Annotated in this window: 19 protein-coding genes and 1 pseudogene; 14 read left to right on the forward strand and 6 right to left on the reverse strand. The window is 41.0% G+C overall.

Annotation, left to right across the window (positions count from 1 at the left end; translation table 11 throughout):
• Positions 1-73: 73 nt before the first annotated feature.
• From J2Z20_RS04160 to J2Z20_RS04175, 4 genes are all read left to right on the forward strand, one after another.
• Positions 74-478, forward strand: coding sequence for a DUF350 domain-containing protein (locus tag J2Z20_RS04160; protein ID WP_209845673.1), 405 nt, complete (start codon positions 74-76; stop codon positions 476-478).
• Positions 479-539: 61 nt separating this feature from the next.
• Positions 540-1,046: a DUF4178 domain-containing protein gene (locus tag J2Z20_RS04165; protein WP_209845675.1), complete on the forward strand. Its 507-nt coding sequence runs from the start codon at positions 540-542 to the stop codon at positions 1,044-1,046.
• Between the two features lie 14 nt (positions 1,047-1,060).
• Complete coding sequence (locus J2Z20_RS04170; protein ID WP_209845676.1) at positions 1,061-1,807, forward strand: DUF4247 domain-containing protein; 747 nt, start codon at positions 1,061-1,063, stop codon at positions 1,805-1,807.
• Positions 1,808-2,076: 269 nt separating this feature from the next.
• Positions 2,077-3,354, forward strand: coding sequence for a molybdopterin molybdotransferase MoeA (locus J2Z20_RS04175; protein WP_209845678.1), 1,278 nt, complete (start codon positions 2,077-2,079; stop codon positions 3,352-3,354).
• 59 nt (positions 3,355-3,413) lie between these two features.
• On the opposite strand, the gene xerS is transcribed toward J2Z20_RS04175, so the two are convergent.
• The gene (xerS, locus tag J2Z20_RS04180) at positions 3,414-4,493 is read right to left on the reverse strand and encodes a tyrosine recombinase XerS (protein ID WP_209845680.1); all 1,080 of its coding nucleotides are present in this window, start codon (positions 4,491-4,493) and stop codon (positions 3,414-3,416) included.
• A gap of 159 nt (positions 4,494-4,652) precedes the next feature.
• A complete protein-coding gene (locus J2Z20_RS04185; RefSeq protein ID WP_209845682.1) occupies positions 4,653-5,324 on the reverse strand; it encodes a spermine/spermidine synthase domain-containing protein in 672 nt (223 codons plus the stop codon).
• A 194-nt stretch (positions 5,325-5,518) separates the two neighbouring features.
• Here J2Z20_RS04185 and J2Z20_RS04190 point away from each other — a divergent pair, with 194 nt between their 5' ends.
• Positions 5,519-6,451: a manganese-dependent inorganic pyrophosphatase gene (locus tag J2Z20_RS04190; protein WP_209845684.1), complete on the forward strand. Its 933-nt coding sequence runs from the start codon at positions 5,519-5,521 to the stop codon at positions 6,449-6,451.
• A gap of 439 nt (positions 6,452-6,890) precedes the next feature.
• A complete protein-coding gene (locus J2Z20_RS04195; protein ID WP_415639987.1) occupies positions 6,891-7,844 on the forward strand; it encodes an SDR family oxidoreductase in 954 nt (317 codons plus the stop codon).
• Positions 7,845-7,916: 72 nt separating this feature from the next.
• On the opposite strand, the gene J2Z20_RS04200 is transcribed toward J2Z20_RS04195, so the two are convergent.
• Together J2Z20_RS04200 and J2Z20_RS18095 are read right to left on the reverse strand one after the other, a co-directional pair.
• Complete coding sequence (locus J2Z20_RS04200; protein WP_209845688.1) at positions 7,917-8,543, reverse strand: FMN-dependent NADH-azoreductase; 627 nt, start codon at positions 8,541-8,543, stop codon at positions 7,917-7,919.
• A 458-nt stretch (positions 8,544-9,001) separates the two neighbouring features.
• The gene (locus J2Z20_RS18095; RefSeq protein ID WP_209845690.1) at positions 9,002-13,600 is read right to left on the reverse strand and encodes a S8 family serine peptidase; all 4,599 of its coding nucleotides are present in this window, start codon (positions 13,598-13,600) and stop codon (positions 9,002-9,004) included.
• A gap of 899 nt (positions 13,601-14,499) precedes the next feature.
• On the opposite strand from J2Z20_RS18095, the gene J2Z20_RS04210 reads away from it, so the two are divergent.
• The 6 genes from J2Z20_RS04210 to bcaP all read left to right on the forward strand — a co-directional run bounded on the left by J2Z20_RS04210 (position 14,500) and on the right by bcaP (position 20,881).
• The gene (locus J2Z20_RS04210) at positions 14,500-15,414 is read left to right on the forward strand and encodes a tyrosine-type recombinase/integrase (protein WP_245251855.1); all 915 of its coding nucleotides are present in this window, start codon (positions 14,500-14,502) and stop codon (positions 15,412-15,414) included.
• Between the two features lie 61 nt (positions 15,415-15,475).
• Positions 15,476-16,558, forward strand: coding sequence for a DUF3900 domain-containing protein (locus tag J2Z20_RS04215; protein WP_209845694.1), 1,083 nt, complete (start codon positions 15,476-15,478; stop codon positions 16,556-16,558).
• An 89-nt stretch (positions 16,559-16,647) separates the two neighbouring features.
• Complete coding sequence (locus tag J2Z20_RS04220) at positions 16,648-17,703, forward strand: NADH:flavin oxidoreductase/NADH oxidase (RefSeq protein WP_209845696.1); 1,056 nt, start codon at positions 16,648-16,650, stop codon at positions 17,701-17,703.
• 112 nt (positions 17,704-17,815) lie between these two features.
• Entirely contained in the window at positions 17,816-18,490 is a 675-nt protein-coding gene (locus J2Z20_RS04225) for an SOS response-associated peptidase (protein ID WP_209845698.1), read from the forward strand.
• A gap of 137 nt (positions 18,491-18,627) precedes the next feature.
• Entirely contained in the window at positions 18,628-19,257 is a 630-nt protein-coding gene (locus J2Z20_RS04230; protein ID WP_209845699.1) for a LysE family translocator, read from the forward strand.
• A 223-nt stretch (positions 19,258-19,480) separates the two neighbouring features.
• The gene (gene bcaP, locus J2Z20_RS04235; protein WP_209845701.1) at positions 19,481-20,881 is read left to right on the forward strand and encodes a branched-chain amino acid transporter BcaP; all 1,401 of its coding nucleotides are present in this window, start codon (positions 19,481-19,483) and stop codon (positions 20,879-20,881) included.
• 44 nt (positions 20,882-20,925) lie between these two features.
• Here bcaP and modB read toward each other — a convergent pair whose 3' ends face one another.
• Both modB and modA read right to left on the reverse strand, forming a co-directional pair.
• Positions 20,926-21,630, reverse strand: coding sequence for a molybdate ABC transporter permease subunit (gene modB, locus J2Z20_RS04240; protein ID WP_209845703.1), 705 nt, complete (start codon positions 21,628-21,630; stop codon positions 20,926-20,928).
• Positions 21,608-22,414 carry a molybdate ABC transporter substrate-binding protein gene (gene modA / locus J2Z20_RS04245; RefSeq protein ID WP_209845705.1) on the reverse strand — a complete coding sequence of 269 codons (807 nt, stop codon included), beginning with the start codon at positions 22,412-22,414 and terminating at the stop codon, positions 21,608-21,610. Before modA ends, modB begins: the two co-directional genes overlap by 23 nt.
• A 177-nt stretch (positions 22,415-22,591) precedes the next feature.
• Between modA and J2Z20_RS04250 the strand changes: the two genes are divergently transcribed.
• On the forward strand, positions 22,592-23,530 hold the full coding sequence (locus tag J2Z20_RS04250; protein ID WP_209845707.1) for a helix-turn-helix transcriptional regulator: 939 nt from the start codon (positions 22,592-22,594) through the stop codon (positions 23,528-23,530).
• A gap of 26 nt (positions 23,531-23,556) precedes the next feature.
• Positions 23,557-23,667: pseudogene (locus J2Z20_RS18320) on the forward strand (DUF418 domain-containing protein); the annotation flags it as partial.
• Between the last annotated feature and the right edge of the window lie 13 nt (positions 23,668-23,680).

The following is a 23,680-nucleotide window of genomic DNA, read 5'->3' on the forward strand; positions in this document are numbered from 1 at the left end:
GGAGACAGCAGGGAACGTTTCTCCTTCGCTTTTGTCTGAGAAATGCGATGTTGATTAATGGAGGCTGTAAGCGATGAGTATGGACATTATATGGGCTATATTATTATGGACGGGTTCAGGTGCCCTGTTACTATTTATATTGATGTATGTAGATTCACTGTTTACGAAGTATAAAGATTTCATGGAAGTAAAGCAAGGGAATATCGCCGTTACGATACGTCTGGTGATGAAGCTTTTAGCACAAGGTTATATTTTATCGGTATCCATCTCAACTTCAAGCCATTTAGGCGAAGCGCTTATCGTCTCAGCCGTTTCGTTTGTTATTTTACTCATTTTAGAGAGCATTGTTCGTCTATTGATGAATTCCTTAGCAGGACTTAATCTAGATGAAGGCACGCAGAAAGGTATTGCGGCTTATGGCTTATTTGCCGGGTCGCTCCATATTGTAGGTGCGTTAATTATTACTGCTTGTCTATAATCATAGACTCTTAATGGAGTGTAATAGATCAGGAAGCTTATGACTGAAGGAGTTTTTATACATGAGTATGTGGAAACGAATTACGAATATTTTTGCCAAGCCTGAGCCGCCTAAAGCTGAAAAAAGTATGCTCGCGCTTGGACCTGGGGACATATGTGAAGTATCGCTAGTTACTTATGAAGTGGTGGGAAGAGTTCATAATCGGAGCCGTAATGCTGTCGTTCTAACGCTGCAAGACGGCAACACAATCGTTTATCTTCATATTGAAGAGCGAGAGACATTGCAATATGCGCTGTATACGCCAATCGATGGCCGTCTCGATTCTCCCGAGGAAGTGCCAACGACGATTGAACTCGATGACCGCAACTATTATTTAGATGAACAGTATTTCGGACATGTGACCGTAAATGGACGAACGCCGTTTATGCAAGGCGGCGAGCAGCATGTATGGCAATATCAATCGGATGACTATCATCTTCTGCGCATTGAATGGCAGAACGGACGCTTTATGCTGTATGAAGGTGAAAAAGTGATTCCAGGAGATGTGCAAGTGATTCGAGCTAACTAGAGGAGTGTATTAAATTGAAGAAGCGCTCTCTATTTGCGTTGAAAATAGCGATCATATTCAGCCTAGTCTTATCTTTGTTAAGTGGATGCGGCAGTCCTGATGTAAAAGATACTTATCCGCTTGAATCAGTTAATAAAGATGGTAGTTCGACCTCTTACGTATACCGGGCGGCAAATAAGAACGTACCTGAAGTGGCGTCTGAACTCGCAAATCAAAAAGAACCAGAGCAAATATCCAAGCAAGATTCAGACCGAATGTTTCTTGTATACAAGGATGAGATGATTAATGTACAGAAGGATCCTAAAAATCCAAATGATGCGTTAATCGAAGTCGATTCTATTCAATACGTTAAGAACAATTATGATTCGAGCTTTCTGCAAGGATATCTTACTGCGACACTAATCGGTCATTTATTTGATGGTCTAGGCAGTCTAGGGAAATATCGCGGCTACTCAAGCGCAGACGTATATAAACCTAAGACGCAGTACCATATTCCGACGGACAATGATAAGAAGCTTATTCCGCCAATGACGGTCGAACGTAAAGGATTGATCACGAGACGCGGGATGAACTCTGATTCATCATCAGACAGAGTTGGATCAGGCGGAAGTATTTTTAGTAAAGGGAATACAAGCAAAGGAACGATAAGCCGAGATAAGGACAGCTCTAAATCGAGCATCTTTGGCTCACCTAAACGATCCTATTCAATTCCAAAGACGAAGTCGGGCTTTGGGAAAATATCTAGAAGAGGCCGAAGGTAGTAGTAGAAGAGAGCGCACGATCAAGTATCGTGCGTTTTTTTATGATAAAATCTATATCACAAATTTTAGTTACATAGTTAGAAAAATCATATAGAATACTTCCGTCATAGAAATCCACATCTCGTCACGACTATATCTAAGGCTTCAATGAGCTTAAGACTAGAACAACTTACGATGCTGATTATGGTACAATTACAATCAATAACTACTCATATGAGGAACAATATGATTATATTTATAATTGGCCATTTTTGGAGGAAAGACATTAGATGGAAAAGAATTTAACAGGACCTTCTAAATTTAACCGAACTGCGGTGAGCGTATCTGAAGCGCAAGCTTTAATCGTCCCCTATATAAACAAGAGTTTAATTGAAACGATCCCTCTGATTGAAGCACATGGACGGACGTTAGCAGAGGATGTAACCTCTCCGCATCCTTATCCTTTTTTTCGGAGATCCGTGATGGATGGATTCGCAATACATAGTGATGATACATTAAGCTGCAGTAAGGATGAATCGGTATGGCTCGAAGTGGTCGATGAGATACCATGCGGATTTACATCATCGGTACCTGTTGGCAGAGGCCAAGCTGCACGCATTATGACAGGTGCACATGTACCTGATGAGACGGACGCTGTAGTGATGCTAGAAATGACAGAGAATAAAATTGAAGATGGTAGAACGTATATCCGATTACAACAAGTCGTAACGAGCGGAACAAACGTAACACCTATTGGGTTCGAGCTGGATGAAGGCGAACTCATCTTACAGGGAGGACGGCAAATATTAGCGGGGGAAATGTCAGTCTTAGCGACCTTCGGTATTCATCATGTGAATGTATATCGTCGTCCAACCGTTGCGATTTTCGCGACAGGAACAGAGCTGCTTGAACTTGAAGACCCGCTTCAGCCAGGTAAAATACGCAACAGTAACAGTTACATGCTCGCATCACAAGTGAGAGAAGCTGGCGGAGAGCCAATTATGCTGGGCAGTATTATGGATGACTTGGCGTTAGCAAGGTTGAAGGTGGAAGAAGCTCTCGAGAAGTATGACCTTGTTGTGACAAGCGGCGGTGTCTCAGTAGGTGATTACGATATTATGGGGGATCTCGTTCGTCAAGACGATGTGACAATGCTGTTTAACAAAGTATCGATGCGCCCAGGGAGTGTCACTACAGCTGCAGTTAAAGGGGGCAAGCTGTTGTTTGCCTTATCTGGTAACCCAGGTGCGTGTTTTGTTGGATTCGAGCTGTTTGTAGGACCGGCTATTCGCAAGATGATGGGTGTGAACAATCCATATTTGCCAGAATGGACTGCGGTTCTTGGAACGGATTATAACAGAAGGAATAGTTTTACCCGATTTGTCCGTGCTCGTTTAGATATTCGGGAAGGTATGCTGTATGCATTACCTGCGAATATTGATGAATCCGGCGTGATGGTTACGATTAAAGACAGTGACTGTCTCATCGTCATTCCACCAGAGACGGAGGGTATAAAGGCAGGGGAACAAGTTAAAATTATTAAACTGCAAGGAAATAGAATGTGGTAGGCGAAAGGGCAGAACTCGAAGTATCGGCTTCGGATTCTGCCCTTTTTAAGGTATATAACTTATTCAGCTCGTCGTTCAATCGCTTCGGACATCGTTTTATCGGTAAGATGCGCGTATACTTCCGTCGTTTCTGTTGAGGCATGACCAAGCTGTTCTTTTGTCTTATAAATATCGTTCTGTAAATAATAATCGGTAGCAAAAGAGTGTCGCAACTTATGAACGGTTAAGTAAGGCTTGCCAAAACGTTTGGCGTACTTAATAATCATCGCTTGAATGGCTCGTTTGGTCATCCGTTTGCCTTCCTTTTGTCCGTTAGGAACAGCCAGGAAGAGAGCCTTTTCCTTCTTAGGAGCATGATAGCGAGTTTGCCGTAAACTCAAATAATGAGTTAAATCATCTCTTGCCTGTTCCCGGAAATAAACGGGGGTTTTAAATGTCTCGTCGTTATTCCCCTTCCGGAACACATGCACCATTTTATTGCCTAAGTCTAAATCATCGATATTCAAATTAACAACTTCGGATACACGCAGTCCCGAGTTCAGAATGAGGCTGGCGATGCAGGCATCACGTTCCTTGTTCTGTTCATGGGCATAAAGGGCTTGCTTGTTGTTTGAAACGTCCTGCCCATAGCCTTCATGAATATAGTTGATGAAATCAATCAGCTCATCTTCCTCAAGAATTTTCCCCTTTAGTTTAGCCGCAGTATCTTTAGGCTTGTGTATACGTTTGATCTCGACCTTGGCCATAATATTCCGTTTAAGCAGCGGATAGAATTGATCGTCTTCTGCAATTTGACTTAAGTAATGGAACAAAGAGCGAAGGGACGATAGCTTACGGGAAACCGTAATGCGAGAATTCGTTCCTTCTGTCCGGGTCGTTAAATAGAGCCGATAGCTTACTACATTCTCCATATGGAGCACTTCTAATTCCTCTAGCGTAACTCCTTGGTTAGAGGTAGCTGCCGATAAACCTTCTGCCCGCAGCCAGTTGAAGAACTGCTCATAATCTCTCACATATTCTAGTAACGTAGAAGGGGAGAGGTCGGGCAATTTATAATCTATGAATTGCTGGACAAACCAAGGCATGCCCAGTACTTTCTCATCGAGCTTTTTGCGATCTAACACCTTCTGTATATTCACTGAGCAACACCACCTGACATGATACATGGATTCATTCATATATTGTACCATATTCTTATCGATGAAGAAGCTAGATTTATAGTCATTGTTGGATGATATAGATATTATTAACGGTATAAAATATTAATTGAATGAGTAAATTAAAACTCTATTTTTAGGTTACATAAAATCCGTTTTTTTCACTAAAAAGATATAATCTGGTTCTCCTCGCTCTTGAGGTACAGTTAACACCTCTACATGACTGAAATCTTCTTGCAGCCTAGCTACAAACTCTGGTGAGGCAGTTGCGCTCCAGAATGTTAGACATCCTCCATCCGTCAAATGGCGAGCAGTGAGTAAAATGCCCTCATGACTGTACAGCGACGAATTTTGTTCATATACTTTCCAATCTGGGCCATTATCAATATCGAGACAGATCAGATCAAACTTCGTTTCGTTATGCTCTAACCAATCGATTAAATCTGCATTTACAATGTTTGCCTTTGGATGACGGGTAGCATGATTGGTGATGTGTGCGAGTACGGTATCGTTCCATTCAATAATTTTAGGCTCGATTTCAATAACCGTAACTTGTTCCACACGGGGATCTTGAGTGGCTTCTTGCAGCGAGTATCCAACACCTAACCCGCCGATTAGTACGTGTCTTGGATTTTGGACCGCCTGCAGCGCACTTCGAACGAGAAGTTTCTCAGACTCTCCATTGTAAGTGGCCATCAGAAAAGTACCGTTGCTAATGACCTCATAGTTTGAACCGCGGCGCTGCAATTGAATTTCCCCACGTGTACTAACAGCGCGTTCAATGACAACAGCGGCTTCGTGGAAGTCATTCATTTTTATCACCTCTAAATTTTTTTGTTCATACGTTTTTTGGCACATAGTTTAAGGCAAATATAGTGAACATATACTGAAAAGTCAAATCCCATTAAAAAACTATAAATTGTTGCGATTTCGCGCTATAATCTTGATTGTACATAGTAATTTAGGTTATACTTTACTCGCCAAAAAAACGAATAAGGAGTTAGATGATGGAAAAAGTACTTATTTTCGGACATAAAAACCCAGATACCGATACGATTTGTTCCGCTATTGCATACGCTGAGTTGAAATCCAAATTAGGATGGAATGTTGAGCCTGTACGTTTAGGCAATGTGAACGGCGAAACTCAATATGCTTTAGATTATTTTAAAGTGGAAGCACCTCGCCTTGTTGAAACTGTAGCAAACGAAGTGAAGGACGTTATTCTGGTCGATCACAATGAACGTCAACAAAGTGCATCTGATATTGAGCAAGTTCGCGTCGTTGAAGTTATTGATCACCATCGTATTGCGAATTTTGAGACAAGCGGTCCTCTATACTACCGAGCTGAGCCAGTTGGCTGTACTGCGACGATTCTAAATAAAATGTACAAGGAGAATGGTATTCCGATCCGTAAAGAAATCGCAGGATTGATGTTGTCTGCAATCATTTCCGATTCATTGCTGTTCAAATCACCGACTTGCACGGGGCAAGACATCGATGCAGCTCGCGAACTAGCTGAAATTGCTGGTGTAGATGCTGATAAATACGGCCTGGACATGTTGAAAGCCGGAGCTGATTTGAGCGATAAATCAATTGCAGAGCTGATTTCCCTTGACTCTAAGGAATTCCAAATGGGCAGCTCCAAAGTTGAAATTGCACAAGTAAATGCTGTCGATGTTAATGATGTTCTTACTCGTCAATCTGAACTAGAAGCGGCTCTTTCGGACATCATTGAGAAAAAAGGATTAGACTTGTTCGTCTTTGTTGTAACGGATATTTTAAATAACGATTCTGTGGCGATTGCATTAGGTCAAGCAGCGAATGCTGTTGAGAAGGCATACAACGTGAAACTAGAAAATAACAAAGCTGTTCTAAAAGGCGTCGTATCCCGTAAATCGCAAATTGTACCTGTGTTAACAGATATTTTCAATAAACAATAAACGAGAAATCTCGAATACTCGGATATAAAAGAAGAAGGCTTGCTGGGCATTGACCTAGCGGCCTTCTTTTTTTGAGAGCTTTAAAGGTCAGATGAGCGGATAATTCAGAACGTATTCAGGATTTGTGTAAAAGGGAGGTCTTGGTCCTATTCTGGGCATCGGCCACGTATAACGATTTGAATCATATAGCATCTGGACTTTTTCGCTCGAATAATTGACTAACAACAATATGACTCTTGGATTAAATTCATATAACAATGGGATCGCCTCCTAAACATATATTTACGCTTTACCTTATTCAATGGCTTATCACGTGAAGCAAGTACCTATAAAAAAAATGATGCAATTGAAACATGCACTGTATAGGCATTTGTTACATACGGTAAATAGAATAATGTATAGGAGGCGTCCCATGAAGCAAGAAGATCAAATGGATAACATGCAACAGTTGCAGCAAATGCAGCAATTGTTTGAATATAATCTAGTTACTCATCCGTATCCGATGTACCCCAATTACGGTAAAATAACGCGTTACGAGGAAATTCCAATGAACTTGCCCGAACAGCGACAGCTGCGTCATCCTGGCGTGGAAGGGTTAATGGTTCCAAGACCGATCATTGAGAATCCGAATTACAGAGGGAGCGGAAAATTAGTCGGGAAGGTGGCATTAATCACTGGAGGTGACAGCGGTATTGGTGCTGCAGTAGCAATTGCGTTCGCTAAAGAGGGCGCTGATATTGCCATTTCTTATTTAGACGAGCATGAAGACGCTCACCGGACTAAATCGAGAATTGAGCAGCTCGGACAACGTTGTATTTTAATGCCAGGAGACTTACGCGATAAGAAGCAATGTATTGCTATTGTCGAAGAAACTGTGCAGACATTCGGTCGCCTCGATATTCTTTGTAATCACGTCGGTATTCAATTCCAACAATTGAGTTTGCTCGATATTACGGATGAGCAGTTCGATGATACGTTTAAAGTAAACATCTATTCTCACTTTTACACGACAAGAGCCGCACTGCCTTATTTAAAACCTGGTAGTTCCATCATCAATACTTCTTCTGTAGTAACTTATGTAGGCGAGAGGCAAATGATTGATTACACAGCTACGAAGGGTGCGAATGTGGGCTTCACACGCGCTTTGGCAAAGAACGTTGTAAAGCAGGGGATAAGGGTAAACGCTGTTGCACCTGGACGAATTTGGACACCGCTTATTGCGGCGAGCTTTTCTTCAGATCAGGTTGCTGTGTACGGAGCCTCTAATCCAATGGAGAGGGTAGCACATCCATTTGAGCTTGCTCCAACCTATATCTACCTTGCTTCTGATGATTCACGCTTCGTTACGGGTCAAGTTCTTCACGTGGACGGCGGAGAATCTACACATTCATAACAATGATTAATGTAAAAATATAAAAACAACCCATCAGCAATTGATGATGGGTTGTCCAATCATAACACAATATTAGAAGCTTGCAGCAAGTTCTTTTACTTTGTTCAAGCCTTCTTCGATGATTTGTGCAGCTTTATCAGGGAATTGGTTGTGACCTTCGATAATAACTGTGCTCAAATCAGTGATACCAATTAGACCCATGTTGTTTTTTACAAATTTAACAGCCATTTCAGCTGAGCTCATAGGACCTTCAGAGTATACGCCGCCGCTAGCATTTAGCAAAGCAACTTTTTTGCCTCCTGCTAAGCCGACAACGCCTTGTTCCGTATATTTAAATGTAATACCTGCTTGGTCCAGGTAGTCAATGTAAGTGTGAAGAACAGCTGGTACAGACATGTTCCAAAGTGGGAATGCAAATACCACTTTATCTGCAGCCATAAATTGGTTCAAATATTTAGTAACCGTTGCTGCTGCTGCTTTTTCTTCAGTAGTTGCTTCAATGCCTTGACCTGCTTTCCACATACCGTTGATATGAGTAGCATCGTAGTAAGGCAGGTTTTCTGCGAATAAATCAAGTTCAGTGATTTCATCCTGTGGATGAGTAGCTTTGTAGGTTTCCAAGAAAGTGTGATACATTTTCACACTGACAGATTGTTCAACATCGCGGTTGTTAGCTTTGATGAATAAAACTTTTGCCATTATGTTAGTAGCTCCTTCTGCAGTAAAAATTATTATTAACTTACGTAAATATAGTATAGTACTAAAATAAATTTGTCAACCACAATATATAAACTTAATATTATATTAAATTAAGATATTTAATAAGTTCATGATATAAATTTTCATCCCGGCTTTTTATTACATACTCAATTGAACAAGATTATATGGAAATCGCCTCTATCGATCGTCTTGAACAAAACAAAGGCTATGGCAGTTTGTTAATAAAAGAAGTGAACGGCTAGGGAGTTACATATAGTTCATATAAACATAGTAATTGAGGCACGAAAGGTCAAACCGCAAATTCCTCTTATCGGTAACTATGGAATACCTATTGAGCATGAGATTGAGTTAGAAATGAACCTATAATTAAAGATAAATAGACGATCAATAAAAAAGAGCTTGTTTCCTAAGCAAGCTCTTTTTTATTGATGAATTATTTAAGACTGTAAGTCTTGCAGTACACGATACAATATGACTGCTGCCTGAGCTCTCGTCAAAGTACCTAGCGGATTAAACCTATTGATATTGGTACCTTGGAAATATCCTTTACTAACGGAAAAGGATACTGCCGACCTGGCTTCGTTTGAAATTTCGGATTGATCTTTAAAAGTAAACTGTGGTGCAGTTTCTGATAATTTTGCATTAAGTGCTTGAGCAAGCAGTACTGCCGCTTGTTCACGCGTTAACATATTTCTTGCTCCTGGCTCTGCAACTCGTTCTGCCCATGTCTTGCCTGTACCGAGCAGACGGTCAAGCATTGTTAAAAATTCAGCTTGATTGACTTGATCATTCGGCTTGAACGTTTGGATAGAATCCTTACCGGTTACCAGATAATGAGCCGAAATGACTCCAATTTCATTGTTCGCCCAATGATTGATTGTATCGGTAAAAGATTTCGCAATTTCTGATGCAGTGAATGAACCAAGTCTGGAAGAGGTAAACTGGACTGCTTTATCATCTGTATAATTTCCGGCTTTGAAATAAGACCATTGTCCAGATTCTATTAAATTGAAAACACCTACTTTATGACGATCAATGAAGTTTGCATTATATAGCGTAAGCGTAATTGTGATTGGAGTGCTTAAATCATTTTTACCGCCTTTTAGAGTAAGTGCGGTAGCAACGAATTTTCCTGTTCCACCTACAGGTGTAGAAATTGTACCGCTCTTGTCTGGTGATGTGAGGGAGAGTGACAGTGTAATTCCTCCATCTTTTGTTACGAAATCAACAAGACCTTTAGCAGGAATAAGAACTTTAAAACTACTGCCTATGAGCAGTAAATCTTTATTAGACTTTTGTAACAGCTGAGCTAATTGGCTTTCTATTCGAATTTCAGTTTGATGATATGAATCGAGCGAAATGTCGCTGATATCCATGTTAATTAATTTAACATCAGCATTTTTCAATTGTTCACTTATATACATGCTGTCGATGGTCAACACGGCATTATGCTGACCATTTACTGTGGAGTCCGTCAACGTTCCAGCCTTATATTTATTACCGACTGGGGTAGGAGGAGTACTAACTGATCCGGTAGAAGGACTTGAACCTGTTCCTGGGTTTGTTCCTGGATTAGTACCTGAACCAGGGTCAGTACCATTTCCAGGATCGGTACCTGGATCAGGTTCTATTGCTTTATAGACCTTAATGCTTAGAGGCTCTGAAGCTTGTACGCTAATTTCTTCGTCTTCTTTGTTATAAAGTTTTACATTCGAAAGTGTAAATGGGTAATTATTTTCTTCTGAAGCCGAGAAATTCATATGTGCAAGTGAACCATTGTATGCTCCATCAGTTAGTTTAAGCTCTATATTCAGTCGCTTTTGTCCTGAAGGTAGATCTTCTATTGTATAGATGAAACCGCCAGGTTCTTGATATACAGCTTGCTGTACACTAGGATCTTGATATACATCTTGCTGTACAGTAGGAGAAATGTTGTTCATAGTAATTTTAGAGTCATATTGCAGGCTAAAAGAAGCCGAATAGACCGCATCGGTCACAGAGAAATTCACGTTTACATCAAAAGGTTCCTTCGGCTTAACCTCTAGCTTGGAAGCTGATAAGTATACTTGATTATTGACTACTTGTTGATTGATCACCTTAGCAGGTGTCAGAAGGCCATTCCCTACTGAGTCGTAAACGAATAAATAGTAAGTATTTGTCCCTATCTCTACTGGTACGTCGATGTTAAAATGACCATTTGGATCAATCGTTCCATCGACTTGCTCGATTCCTTGCGCTGATTGCACCATAGCAGTTACTGTTACAAGATCGTTAATATCTGAATTGATATATTGTAATTGTAAATCGTCGGTTATTTCTCCAGAAATCTTACCTTGTGATGGATTGTTCGGATCCACAATAACACGATCACTATCCAGGCTAAATTCAGGAGCTTCTAAATCGACAAGGAAGAAAAAGGCCTCATCTACTAATAGTTCATCTGAATCTAGAATATAAGGAACAATGGCGTAAATACCACTCGTCAATTTAACTTGTCCATTTGGCGTGTCAACGGTTCCGTTCCAATTGAATTGATAGTAATTCGGCTGATGAACAGGACTTACAGATGATGAATCATAAGTACTACCGATTGGTTCACCAGTAACTCCGTCAAAAACGTAAAATGTAAAGTTACTGAGAGGTTTATTAACAGCGAATGCAACATCAGTCGTATCTGAGACACCGTCTCCATTAGGTGAGAAAACAGTAGACGACATATCGAGGTCGGACATTGGACTGAGTGATTGGCTATCACCAACAAACACACTAAATGGAACATGTAATTGGTGTCCTGATGATGCTTCAGTAAGAACGAGTTGTCCATCATACACACCATCTGAGATTCCGGGAGGAATATTCAGCGCTACTGAAAAAGGTGTACTTTGTTTATCTTGAAGCAAATAGACGTTGTCTTGACTTGGTTGTAGTGACAATCCATTGTTGGTGTACCAGGCAACGTTAACATTATAAATTTGAGCCGTGTTACTAATGTTATCAATCGTTAATTGTTTACTTACCGTGTTACCGGCGAATTGTTGACCGAAAGATATGCTTCCCGTGTAGTATTCGTCATTTGTTCTATCATTAATTTGACTAGGAAGCTGTTCTCTAACTTTAACAATGGCTTTTGCTTCAGAACTGTTTAATAAGTCAACACGTCCTGAGCCTTGCTCGTTTACAGTGTAAAATTGGTCTTGACGATTTTTAATCGGTACAGCGTTATTTGTTAACAGTGATTTAAGTTGATCCGGATTCAATTTCAGACCTTCATGTTTCGTCTCTTCAAGCATGAGTGCGACTGCACCTGTAATGTGCGGGGCTGCCATACTTGTTCCTTGGGAATCCTCATACGCATTATCGTAATTGCCATCATAAGAAGGAATAGAAGAGCGGATGGCTACACCTGGGGCTGTTATGTCAGGCTTAATCGTGAAATTGGGCAATGCTGGACCTCTTGAACTAAAATCCGCAAGCCGATCTTGCTCTTGAATAATAGAGAAAGTGAGGGAAGTATCTTCTTTTTCAATTGCATCTTTAAGAGCGAGACCATCTGCCTGTGTAATGGTATATGTCGGAACATAATTCCCTGGAGCACCCAGTGTTGCTGCAATTTCTCCTGGCACGTTGTTGTAAATAATTAGCGCTTTAGCTCCTGCATCTGTTGCATTCTTAGCTTTTTCACCGAATGAAATAGAACCGCGTGAGACGAGAACGGTCTTATCTTTGACATCTAATCCTTTGTAATCATCTTTTTGGCCCAAATATGCATATACAAGATCAAGATCTTGGTCAGTTTCCCCTAACGTTGGGGAGTACGTAGCTATTTGAGCATAGATGGTACCCATGTTTTCTTTTTTGAAAATCGGTGTATGAAGCGGAGGGGTAGACGCGCCGACAGAAATGGCAAGCTGCGCGGCACCTGGACTGCCAACCGTTTTAGCAGCTGGTCCAGCATTACCATTCGCCAATACAACGGTTACACCGGCTAGAGAAGCGTTGTCTGCTGCGATTGAGTCTGCGGTATATTGATTGTTCAAGTCTGAGCCAAGAGATAAATTAATGACATCAAGGCCGTCTGAGACCGCTTTTTCTATCCCAGCAATAACATCTTCGCTTGTACCGCTGCCGTATGGTCCCAGTACTCTATACACATACAAATCTGCGGCTGGAGCAATACCTCTAACCCAACCTTTACCGTCATTAGGATGATCGGGATCTCCTTGACCAACGATTGTTCCTGAGACATGTGTTCCATGAGTGGTCTCATAAGTTGTACCGTCTTTGATCGGTTTTGTAGGATCAGGTAATGTTTCCATCGGATCGGTATCATTATCTACAAAGTCATATCCTCCTTTGTAAGCTCCCTTTAAACTAGGGTGGTTATAATCGACACCTGTATCAATGACACCTACTTTAATTCCTTCTCCCTTGTAACCTAAATCCCACATTTTATTGGCACCAATAAAAGGCGCACTTTCATCCATGTAAGGCTTAAATGCGGTTGAATCATCAACGGGAAGAGTGTGATACTCAACATTTGGATAAACCGCCTTAACACCAGGAAGGGTTAGCAATTGATCTACCTGATTTGCAGGCAATGTTACAGAATATCCATTGAAAACTTTGGAGTACTCCCGTTTAAATGTTGCTCCTAGTTTGTTGTATGCAGCAGATTGGAAAGTAGAGTGTTCTAAGCGAAGAGTATTACTATGGCTGGTTATACTTGAGCTTTTACTTGAAAGCGATTTGGCTTCAAACACCTTCAGCGGATCACTTGCTAGTTCTACAATTACGGTAATGGGTTGATCGTTGTTGGTAGATTCTACGAAGTTTTGCGGCTTCTGTGGAATTTGGAGCGTATCAAGCTTCAATTTTGCATCATGAGGAGGAGTCAGTTTAGAAGTTACTTTGATTTGGGCAGTGTCTGAAGAGGAAGGATCGGCATTGGCCAAATTAGGTGAAATAATCCCAAGTGTTAGAATTACACTGAGTAAAAAACTAAAATAGCGACGTATGATTCGTGTCTGATTTTTCAAACAGGCATCCTCCTTTTAACATCATTATTAATACAACAACTGAGACGTCTACACGAGAACTTTAGACTTCTAGCCCCCTTTCCCATGTGAAAGTAAAATACTAAAAATATTAACCTAAATCATCTTGATATTTTACCAATATTTATAAATATTAGGATGAGTCTAGAAAATCAATGACCATAGTCTGAAACTAATCAATTATTGTTAGAGTTTAGATGTCAAACTAAGTAAGAAAATGAACTGAATAGAAGATTCGAGTCAAAATGCGATTAAAATCGCAGTTTTTGAAATTACAAAGTCAACCTTTATCGGAGCAATAATGATTTTTTTCATTTATTTTTCGTATATATGAAAACAGGCATCGTCACAATTCTACTTAATAAGAAGCAAGGGGAAATCTCTTAAAACTCCTTCCTTTTGAAAACCTATTTTGGTTAATACATGGCTAGAAAAACAAGCGAATATTCTTCAGCGTCGACTTCTGTAATTTCTCTTAATATCAGCCTTTCAGATTCTAATACAGGAAACACTTTATCACTGCTATTAAGTAATAATTAGCAATGAATTATTTTGTTTATATAATAGAAACTTACTTTTAAGAGAGAAACGACCATAGTCAACATAACATTAATTATGTAAACCATGTTATGTATCTAATCTCTAAAAATCTCCCGAATTGATGTAACCTAATATATTAAATTGCAAATCATAGAATATACGAACCAGACATGGTACAATAAAAAGGCCTAAAAAAACAGCGCATAACATAAATTATACGCTGTTTTAATTTAAATTGATTTTCTTTTCAGCAAATGAGCACTATTCCAACAAAATTAAAGCCATATATTCCTATTTTACTAGATGATTACCAATGACATACATAGGAGATGGAGCAAGACATGAATGATATGATTAATGAACAATATGAGGAAGAGTTAGAAGCATTCGAGATTTGGATGAAGGATGCTGGATTTACAATACATACCCAGAAATCGTATTTAGGAGATGTCCACCAATTTTTGTCTTCCTTAAAAGGTAAAAGTTTGGAACAAGTGAAGAAGATTCACGTACTCTCATTTTTATCTTCGATACGAGAAAATGGAGTGAGTGACGCTACGCGGAACAGAAAGCATGCAGCGATTACGAGCTTCTTCAAAGCGTTAATTGAACTCGAACTTGCCGATCATAATCCGGCTTCAGGTGTGAAGAAATCTAAAACGGAGAAGAATCGTGCTCCGATTTATTTAGATGAGAGAGAAATTCCGCGATTCTTGCAATCCGTACAAGGTAAATATCGCACACGCAATCTAGCAGTCTTCCTGCTTATGGCTTATATGGGGCTTCGGGTGGGAGAAGTTCATGTGCTTAATTTATCAGACTTTAATCCAGAGCGGCGCACCCTTAATGTATACGGAAAAGGACGTAAATGGCGGACGCTTCCGATACCTGAACCCGTCAATGAAGTGCTGCTGCAAGCTATAAATGAAAGACTTGATCCGTGGCGAAAAAAAGAAGAGGCGTTGTTCATTTCGCAAAAAGGGCGCAGACTGTCCATTCGGTGCATCCAGCAAATTGCTGCGGAGACGTTCGATCGCTTTCAAGAAGATGTCCCTGTACAGCAGCGGATACCATATTCTAGTCATAAGCTGCGGCATTCTTTCGCAACGATGCTGCTGCGTAAAGGAGCTGATTTACGTACCGTTCAAGAACTCCTTGGACACTCGTCAATCCAGACAACAACTGTCTATACGCACGTCACAAGCAGAGAGAAAGAAGAAGCGATCGCAAAACTGCAAGTGGTCGTACCTATTTGATCATGAACGAATTCGCATGAGTAACGTAATAAATATTATGTAAACTAAGAGGAGAGACATCATGGATTTTCAGGTTAAGTATTTATCATTCTTTGTGATCCAAGTAGAAGGTAAGGATGGGCAAGGGTCCAAATCATATAAGCATTACCAAACGCTTGACGGATATGAGTATGTCGATAGTGAAATTAAGAAGTTTCTAGATGGTGAGTTTACTCGGATCAGTAAGCGCAAAGTGGAGAAAAACCCGAATTCGGAACAAGCTCCAACGAAGATCGGCAGATTTATTGTAGAACCTGGTCATGAATTATCGAGCAATCCTAACTTTAACTTATTTACTCGGCTCCGCGCCTCTGATGATAAAGAATCATTTAAAAATGCGTGTGACGATTTAGTGCGCAGTTATCTCGATACGAGCAGTGTGAGAGGCGGGGCATTGATTATCGCACAAACGCAGCTCATGACGCATCAAGACGACCCGATTATTTTCGTCATGAAATGTGATTTCGAACAAAAAATTGCCCGTATTTCCGACGAAAAGAGCTTAGTTAGTGAAGTGGAAATGGCGATCAGCGCCAGAAATATGAAGTCCATTCAATACCCTTACATGCCAGAGGAAGGGATGTTAGAGGAATGGGAATTGAAAATACATCAATCTTCACATGCTCGGTATTTTGAAGATTTCCTTAAGTTTGTTACGTACGAGCAGTCTATTCCTGAAATCGTGAACGAACATGTGATGGAATTTGTACAGACGTATGTGGAAGAGAAATGGCCTGATGCATCCCATGAAGAACGGCAGCAGGAAGAACGAGAAATTGAGCTATGGGCTGCGAGTGATAAACGGGATATCCAAGAGAAATGGGAGCCGGTGCAAGTGGCCGAAGCGGCAAGCCGCATTGTCGAAATTAAGCCGGAAATTGAGATCAAATTCAAGCTTGGAGACACGTATGTGAGAGGATTTCTCGCAGATTACGGTGATAAAATCCATATTACGAAGCTTCATGGCCGTTACGCGGTTATTATCGAAGGAGATGCATTTACATTCGATAAAAGTTACTCGCCTGTGGAGCTGCTTCAGCCTGAAAGCTTTCAAGTGGTTGCAGAGCGACTCATTCATAAAGTGAATGATGACCAAGAGGAGTAGTTCATTCGTGAATAAAATAATACCGTTTACCAAACGCTATCTATGGGGATTTACAGAATCTCTATATAGACATTACAAGGAGAAACGGTATGGTCGATTTATCTAGTCCCTTTAAACTAAAAAGCTTGGAGTTAAAAAACAGAATTGTCATGCCGCCAATGTGTCAATATTCTGTTATGAATAAAGACGGAAAACCTAACGAATGGCACTATGTTCACTATGTATCCAGAGCGGTTGGTGGAACAGGTCTTATTATTATGGAAATGACAGATGTTGAACCTGACGGACGTATTACTGACAATGATTTGGGATTATGGTCTGACGATCATATTCCAGCCTTTGCGAGAATTATATCTGAAGTGAAGAAGTATGGTGCGAAAATTGGGATTCAAATTGCCCATGCTGGCCGAAAAGCACAGGATGCAAAAGTTCCTGTAGGCCCTTCAGATATTCCAGTGGGCGGAGTACACGATGTCGGAGCGAAGCCAAGCCGATATAAAGTACCAAGACCGCTTACAACCGATGAAGTGAAGGCGATGGTTATCAAATTCCAAGATGCGGCCAGAAGAGCTGTACAAGCTGGTGTAGACACGATCGAAATTCACGGTGCTCATGGTTATCTCATCCATCAATTTCATTCTCCTGCGATAAATAATCGGAAGGATGAATATGGACAGGATTTATCTAAATTTGGAGTTGAAGTCATTCAAGCGATGAAGAGTGTCATTCCTGCAGATATGCCTTTAATGATGCGAATTTCAGCCGTAGAATATATCGATGATGGATACGACCTGGAACATAGCATCGAAATCAGTAAAAAGTACAAAGAGGCTGGAGTCGATATATTCCATGTATCTACTGGCGGCGAAGGCCCTCCAGGGCAAAGAAAACCGGGCAATTATCCCGGTTATCAAGTTCCGATGGCACGAGCATTCAAACAGACATTTGACATTCCCATTATCGCGGTCGGAATGTTAGATGATCCTGTATTAGCCGGGTTCGTTCTGGCAAGCGGTGATGCTGACCTCGTTGCCGTAGCGCGCGGTATGCTGAAGGATCCGTATTGGGCGGTTCATGCGCTTGATGCACTCTCCAATCAAGGAAATGAAGCAGCTCCGAAACAGTATCAGATTGCTTATAAATAACAAAAATGATGAAGTGAATACACGGCTGCCGACTACATTGCTAAAATCGCATTAATTAATGCATAATTTTCCTCCTTTAGCAGACAATACGGTGAACAAGGGGGCATAATCCATGTGCAGACGAATGTCGTTAGCAGCTGATTTGAGAGAGGTAACGGATTATTTTCAAATTGATCAAGTGATGTTTCATTATAAACTGCGGTATAACATCAGCCCGACCCAGAATATGCCGGTTATCGTTATGCAGAACGGGGAGCGGCTATTAGATGATTTTCGGTGGGGGCTCGTTCCTTATTGGGGTAAAGATGCGGTCAATGCTGAACTCGATCGCGTTCATGTCAATCCAGCCTACCATCATATGATTGGGCGTCAGCGATGCGTTATTCCGTGCAACGGGTTGTATTATTGGCGTAAGGTAGGGAAGAGGACTTACCCGATGAGGGTGATCACCAGCAATCAAAGTCTATTTGGTATCGCTGGCTTATATGAAATTTGGAGAGATGCTCGCGGTGAACCGATTCGCACTTGTTCTCTCGTCATGACGGACACGAATACGCTCATTAGGGAGTTTGGCACACGAATGCCCGCCTTTTTATCTCCTGAAGAGATGAATATTTGGCTTGATCATGACATCACTGATATGCGAATACTACGTTCGTTGCTTCGTCCTTATCCTGATGCTTGGATGCATGCTTATCCGGTATCACCTGTAATAGACAATGACTTATATGACAACTCAGAATGTATTCAAGAGATGAATTTAAAGACAGCATGGGTGAAAAATTAACGAAAAGCTTGAAGGGGCCGTTCTCCTGTGGAATAGCCTCTTTTTTTCATGTCACATCATATTTATTGGTATTGACTATTAACGGGTAACGATGTAGTTTGATAGATAAATGTTGTTATCGAGAGAGGACTGCATACATGTTCAGCATATCTTCATTGCTATTATTTATTGGCGCAGCGATTCTACTTATTGTAGTGCCTGGACCGGATCTCATTTTTGCAATAACCCAAGGAATATCAAACGGCAAGAAGGCAGGTGTATACACCGCTCTAGGCTTAAGTTTTGGCAATATCATACATACCCTTGCTGCTGCCCTTGGATTATCGATCATTTTCCAGACGTCAGCGATCGTATTTAATGGGTTCAAAATAGCTGGAGCACTTTATCTATTCTATATTGCCTACAAATCCATTAAACATCGGAAAGAGCCAATTTCAACAGACTCTAAAGTGGAAGCGAATCATAAAGGTCTGCTCATGCGGGGCTTTATGATGAACATTTTAAATCCGAAAGTAGCCATTTTCTTTCTGACGTTCTTACCTCAGTTTGTGAATACCAAGTATGGTCTTGTACCGTTACAAATGATCATTCTAGGGGTTATTTTTATCATTCTAACAGCGATCATATTTAGTACGCTTGCTTATTTTGCGGGGACATTCGGACAAGCCATTATAAAAAGACCCAGGTTCTCGGAATATACAAACATTGCAGCGTCGATCATCTTTATAGCGTTGGCTGTTAAGCTCTTGTTAACTAAGCAACCATAGAAAGATGTATATACTCATTTCACAATTGGTCGGTAGTCCTTAATAGGATACCGCTCAATTATTTTTACATAGGTTTACATAACTTATTTTATGTTTACTAATTTTAACTTCCATTATTTGTTGAATGACACGAGGTACCCATATGTTAGATAATATATAATTAAGACTTTGAAGCTGATATGCGTTGAAGTGTTAAATTCACATTCTTAAAGGAGAGAACAGCATGAATCTATTTCGTAAAAAGCCGATTGTCGGCACCAACTCTTCAGATACAGCAGCTGGGGAACATTTAACGAAAACACTTAGTGCATTCGATCTTACAACGCTTGGTGTCGGGGCGATCGTAGGTACAGGGATTTTCGTGTTAACAGGTGTTGCAGCCGCCAAGCATGCAGGTCCTGGGCTCGTTCTGTCCTTTGTGATCGCGGCCATTGCATGCGTATTCGCTGCGTTATGCTATTCAGAATTCGCATCTTCTGTACCCGCTGCAGGCAGTGCTTATGCGTATAGTTACACGGCTTTCGGAGAGCTATTGGCTTGGATTCTTGGATGGGATTTAATTTTGGAGTACGGGCTTGCGGCTTCTGCCGTTGCGAGTGGCTGGTCTGGCTATTTCCAAGGATTATTAAGCGGATTTAATATACATCTGCCTAAATATTTAACAAGCGCATATAACCAAGCTGCGGGAACTTGGATTGACCTGCCTGCTGTCATCATCGTTCTGCTCATTACGCTGCTCCTCACATCGGGAGTTAAGAAGACAGCAAGATTCAACACAGTAATGGTCGTTATTAAGTTAGTTGTTGTTTTACTATTCATTGTTGTTGGCGCATGGTATGTGAAACCTAACAACTGGACGCCATTTCTGCCGTTTGGATACTCAGGTGTAGTTACAGGAGCAGCAACTGTATTTTTTGCATACATAGGGTTTGATGCCGTATCAACGGCTGCAGAAGAAGTAAAACGTCCGCAGCGCGATGTACCGATTGGCATTATCGCATCGCTCACCATTTGTACGATGCTTTATATGGCGGTATCTCTAATTTTGACAGGGATTGTGCCATACGCACAATTAGATGTTAAAGATCCCGTTGCATTTGCGCTTCAGTTCATACATAAGGACTCTATCGCCGGTTTTATTTCATTAGGGGCAATCGCGGGGATTACAACGGTTCTTCTCGTCATGATGTATGGTCAGACACGATTGATTTTTGCAATTTCCAGGGACGGGCTTCTTCCGAGAGGACTATCTAAAGTTAGTCCTAGAACACACGCGCCAGTGATAAGCAGCTGGATTACTGGCATAATAATTGCTCTGTTCGCAGGAGTTGTTCCGCTAAACAGGTTAGCTGAGATGACAAACATTGGAACACTATTTGCTTTCACAACTGTATCTTTAGGTATCATTATTCTTCGCAGAACGAATCCGGATTTAAAACGGGGCTTCAAAGTTCCACTTGTTCCGTGGTTGCCAATTCTAAGCGCACTGATCTGCTTCTATCTTATGCTTCAGTTACCACAGTTTACATGGTTTTGTTTTGTTTTATGGCTGCTTGCAGGTTTAGTTATTTACTTTAGTTATGGATATCGTCACAGTGTACTAAATGAACATACAAAGAGATAGAAAAAATGCGGACCTTATCGGTCTGCATTTTTTATACTACCTATTTAATGTTGTTCTTCGCCTTTTTTTCGTACGACTAACATGAGGATAAAAGATATGATGACCACTCCTAAAGTCCACAGCCAAGCGAGCCCCATATGGTCCGATTGGGCAGCTACATAGATCGCGGTTGGAATCGTTTGCGTCTTGCCGGGGATGTTGCCAGCGATCATCAATGTTGCTCCAAATTCACCGAGAGCCCGGGCGAATCCTAACAGATACGCCGTCATCAATGACCTCGCAGACAGCGGTAATGTGATGAACCGTAAAACCTGCCATTCACTAGCTCCGCTTGACCGTGCTGCATCAACATAATCTTGCTGGACAGATGAGAATCCAACCTTTAGGGTTTGATAAACTAGCGGGAAAGAAACTACAACGGCGGCGATTACCGCAGCTCCCCAAGAGAAAATAACCGTTCTTCCATACAACCATTCCAGACTCTGTCCAATCCAGCTTCTTCGCCCAAGCAGCATTAGCAGAATAAATCCGACTACGGTCGGTGGAAGGACAAGAGGCAGCATAAAAGTGGTTTCAACAAATGTTTTGCCGAAAAAACGTTTGTTCGTCATCCACCATGCTGCGGAAATTCCAAGTAATAAGACAATAATGCTGGCGATGAGACTAACCTTTAATGATAGCCAGACAGGGGTTAAAAACGACTCCCAATCGATCGTTTTTATTAAATTACTTAGATGCAATAAATCCATATTTCATGAAAATATCTTGCGCTTTTTTCCCCTGAAGAAAATCATAAAGCTTTTGCGCTTCTGATAGATGTGTAGTCGACGTTATTATTCCAGCAGGGTATTGAATAGGAGAGTAGCTATTGGGATCTACAGAGAAGGCTACTTTCACTTTCTTAGACGACATTGCATCGGTTCGGTATACAAATCCGGCATCGGCATTACCAGATTCCACGTAGGTGAGCACTTGTCGAACATCTTTGCCAGGCACTGTTTTTGGTTGCAGTGAATCCCAAAGACCAGCATGAATCAGTGCATCCTTCGTATATGCTCCTGCTGGAACAGTGCTCGGATCACCAATCGCTATGTATTTAAAGTCCGGTTTCGAAAGGTCTTCCGCCTTTTGAATTGATGTTTTGTTATCCGAGGATACAATGACCACAAGCTTGTTGCTTAGCAGTACCGACTGTTGATTCTTATCAACCAAATGATGATCTACTAAAGTGTTCATATTCTTCGTGTCCGCCGATATGAATAAATCCGCGGGCGCTCCTTGCTCGATTTGCTGGCTCAAAGCTCCTGAGGCCCCAAAGTTAAACTTTAAGTCTATATCTGGATGTTCTGACTCGTAAATGCTTTCTATTTCTTTCAAGCTGTTTGTTAAGCTTGCCGCAGCGGAAACGATAAGTTCGGTCTTCTCAGCTGCTGTCGTGTCTCTATGAATTCCGCAGCCGGCGGGTAACACGAATAACGTGCTTAGTAAAGTTAGAGAGACTAGACGAAACATAGTTCTTTTTAGCAACTGCATTCCCTCCTATATATTTAGTTATATCTAGTTATGTTTAGTTATAAATTATATGTTGTCTGAATGCAACAAATTCCTATGTTGTAAATAATAGATTGAATCTATTGTTCTTAGAGCATAAGATAATAATAATTAGAAGAATAAGGATCGTTTTCAAGCTGAATCCATTGGAGGCTTTCTATGAGTCAAGATATATCGTATACAACAGAAGAGATCGCAAAGCTCCTTAAAATATCAAAATTAACGGTTTATGACCTGATAAAGAAGGGAGAAATCCCGGCATATCGGGTTGGTAAGCAAATGCGTGTGGATGCATCTGATTTGGAAGCCTATAAACAGAAGAAAAAAAGCTCAGGCTCAGTAAAAGAGATAGCATCGGAAATCAATGCTTCTCATAGTGCCCCAGCAAGCGCACAACGTTCATTAGTTATTACTGGGCAAGATATGAGTCTTGATATATTAGCCAAATATATGGAATCGCAAATGAATGACATTCGGCCGCTGCGCTCTTACGTGGGGAGTTTAAACAGTTTAATTTCCATGTACCGAGGTGAATCGGACATCGTTAGTACACATCTGTGGGACAGTGACAGCGGGGAATACAATGTTCCGTACATTAGAAAATTGTTAGTAGGATTTTCTTATATCGTTATAAATCTAGCATATCGCAAGGCTGGATTCTACGTAGCCAAAGGCAATCCAAAACAATTATTAAATTGGTCTGATTTGACAAAACCAGGCATTCGAATCGTGAATCGGGAGAAGGGCTCAGGAGCGCGTGTACTCTTAGACGAGAAGCTTCGGATTCATGGTATTTCGCCTCACAATATTGCTGGTTACGATCAGGAAGAGAGCAATCATTTAGGTGTTGCAGGAAAGGTGTCGCTTAAGGAAGTGGATGTTGGCGTTGGGATTGAGAAGGCAGCTAACATTGTTGGGGTCCACTTCGTTCCGCTCATTCAGGAGAGGTATGATTTGGTCCTATTAAAAACACCTCAGAACGAGGATATTATCCAAGGGATCAAGCGCATTTTAAAATCTGATTCGTTTCAAAAAGAACTCAGTTCCGTTAAAGGATATGACCTGTCCAAAACAGGCGAAGTCATTTTTGAAACATAAACGGTTAAAAGCGATTTGAATACTGGTGGCTATCTCGCTTCACATACGGTCCGATGGAATGGCTATGGAGGAGAGGCACGTATGCAGGTTATAAGGATCGGCTGTTCATGAGCGGTCAAGGCAGTCGGAAGTATTGACGTTTCATGAGCG

This window comes from Paenibacillus sediminis (assembly GCF_017873765.1).
In the GTDB taxonomy this organism is placed as follows: Bacteria; Bacillota; Bacilli; order Paenibacillales; family Paenibacillaceae; genus Paenibacillus_AG; species Paenibacillus_AG sediminis.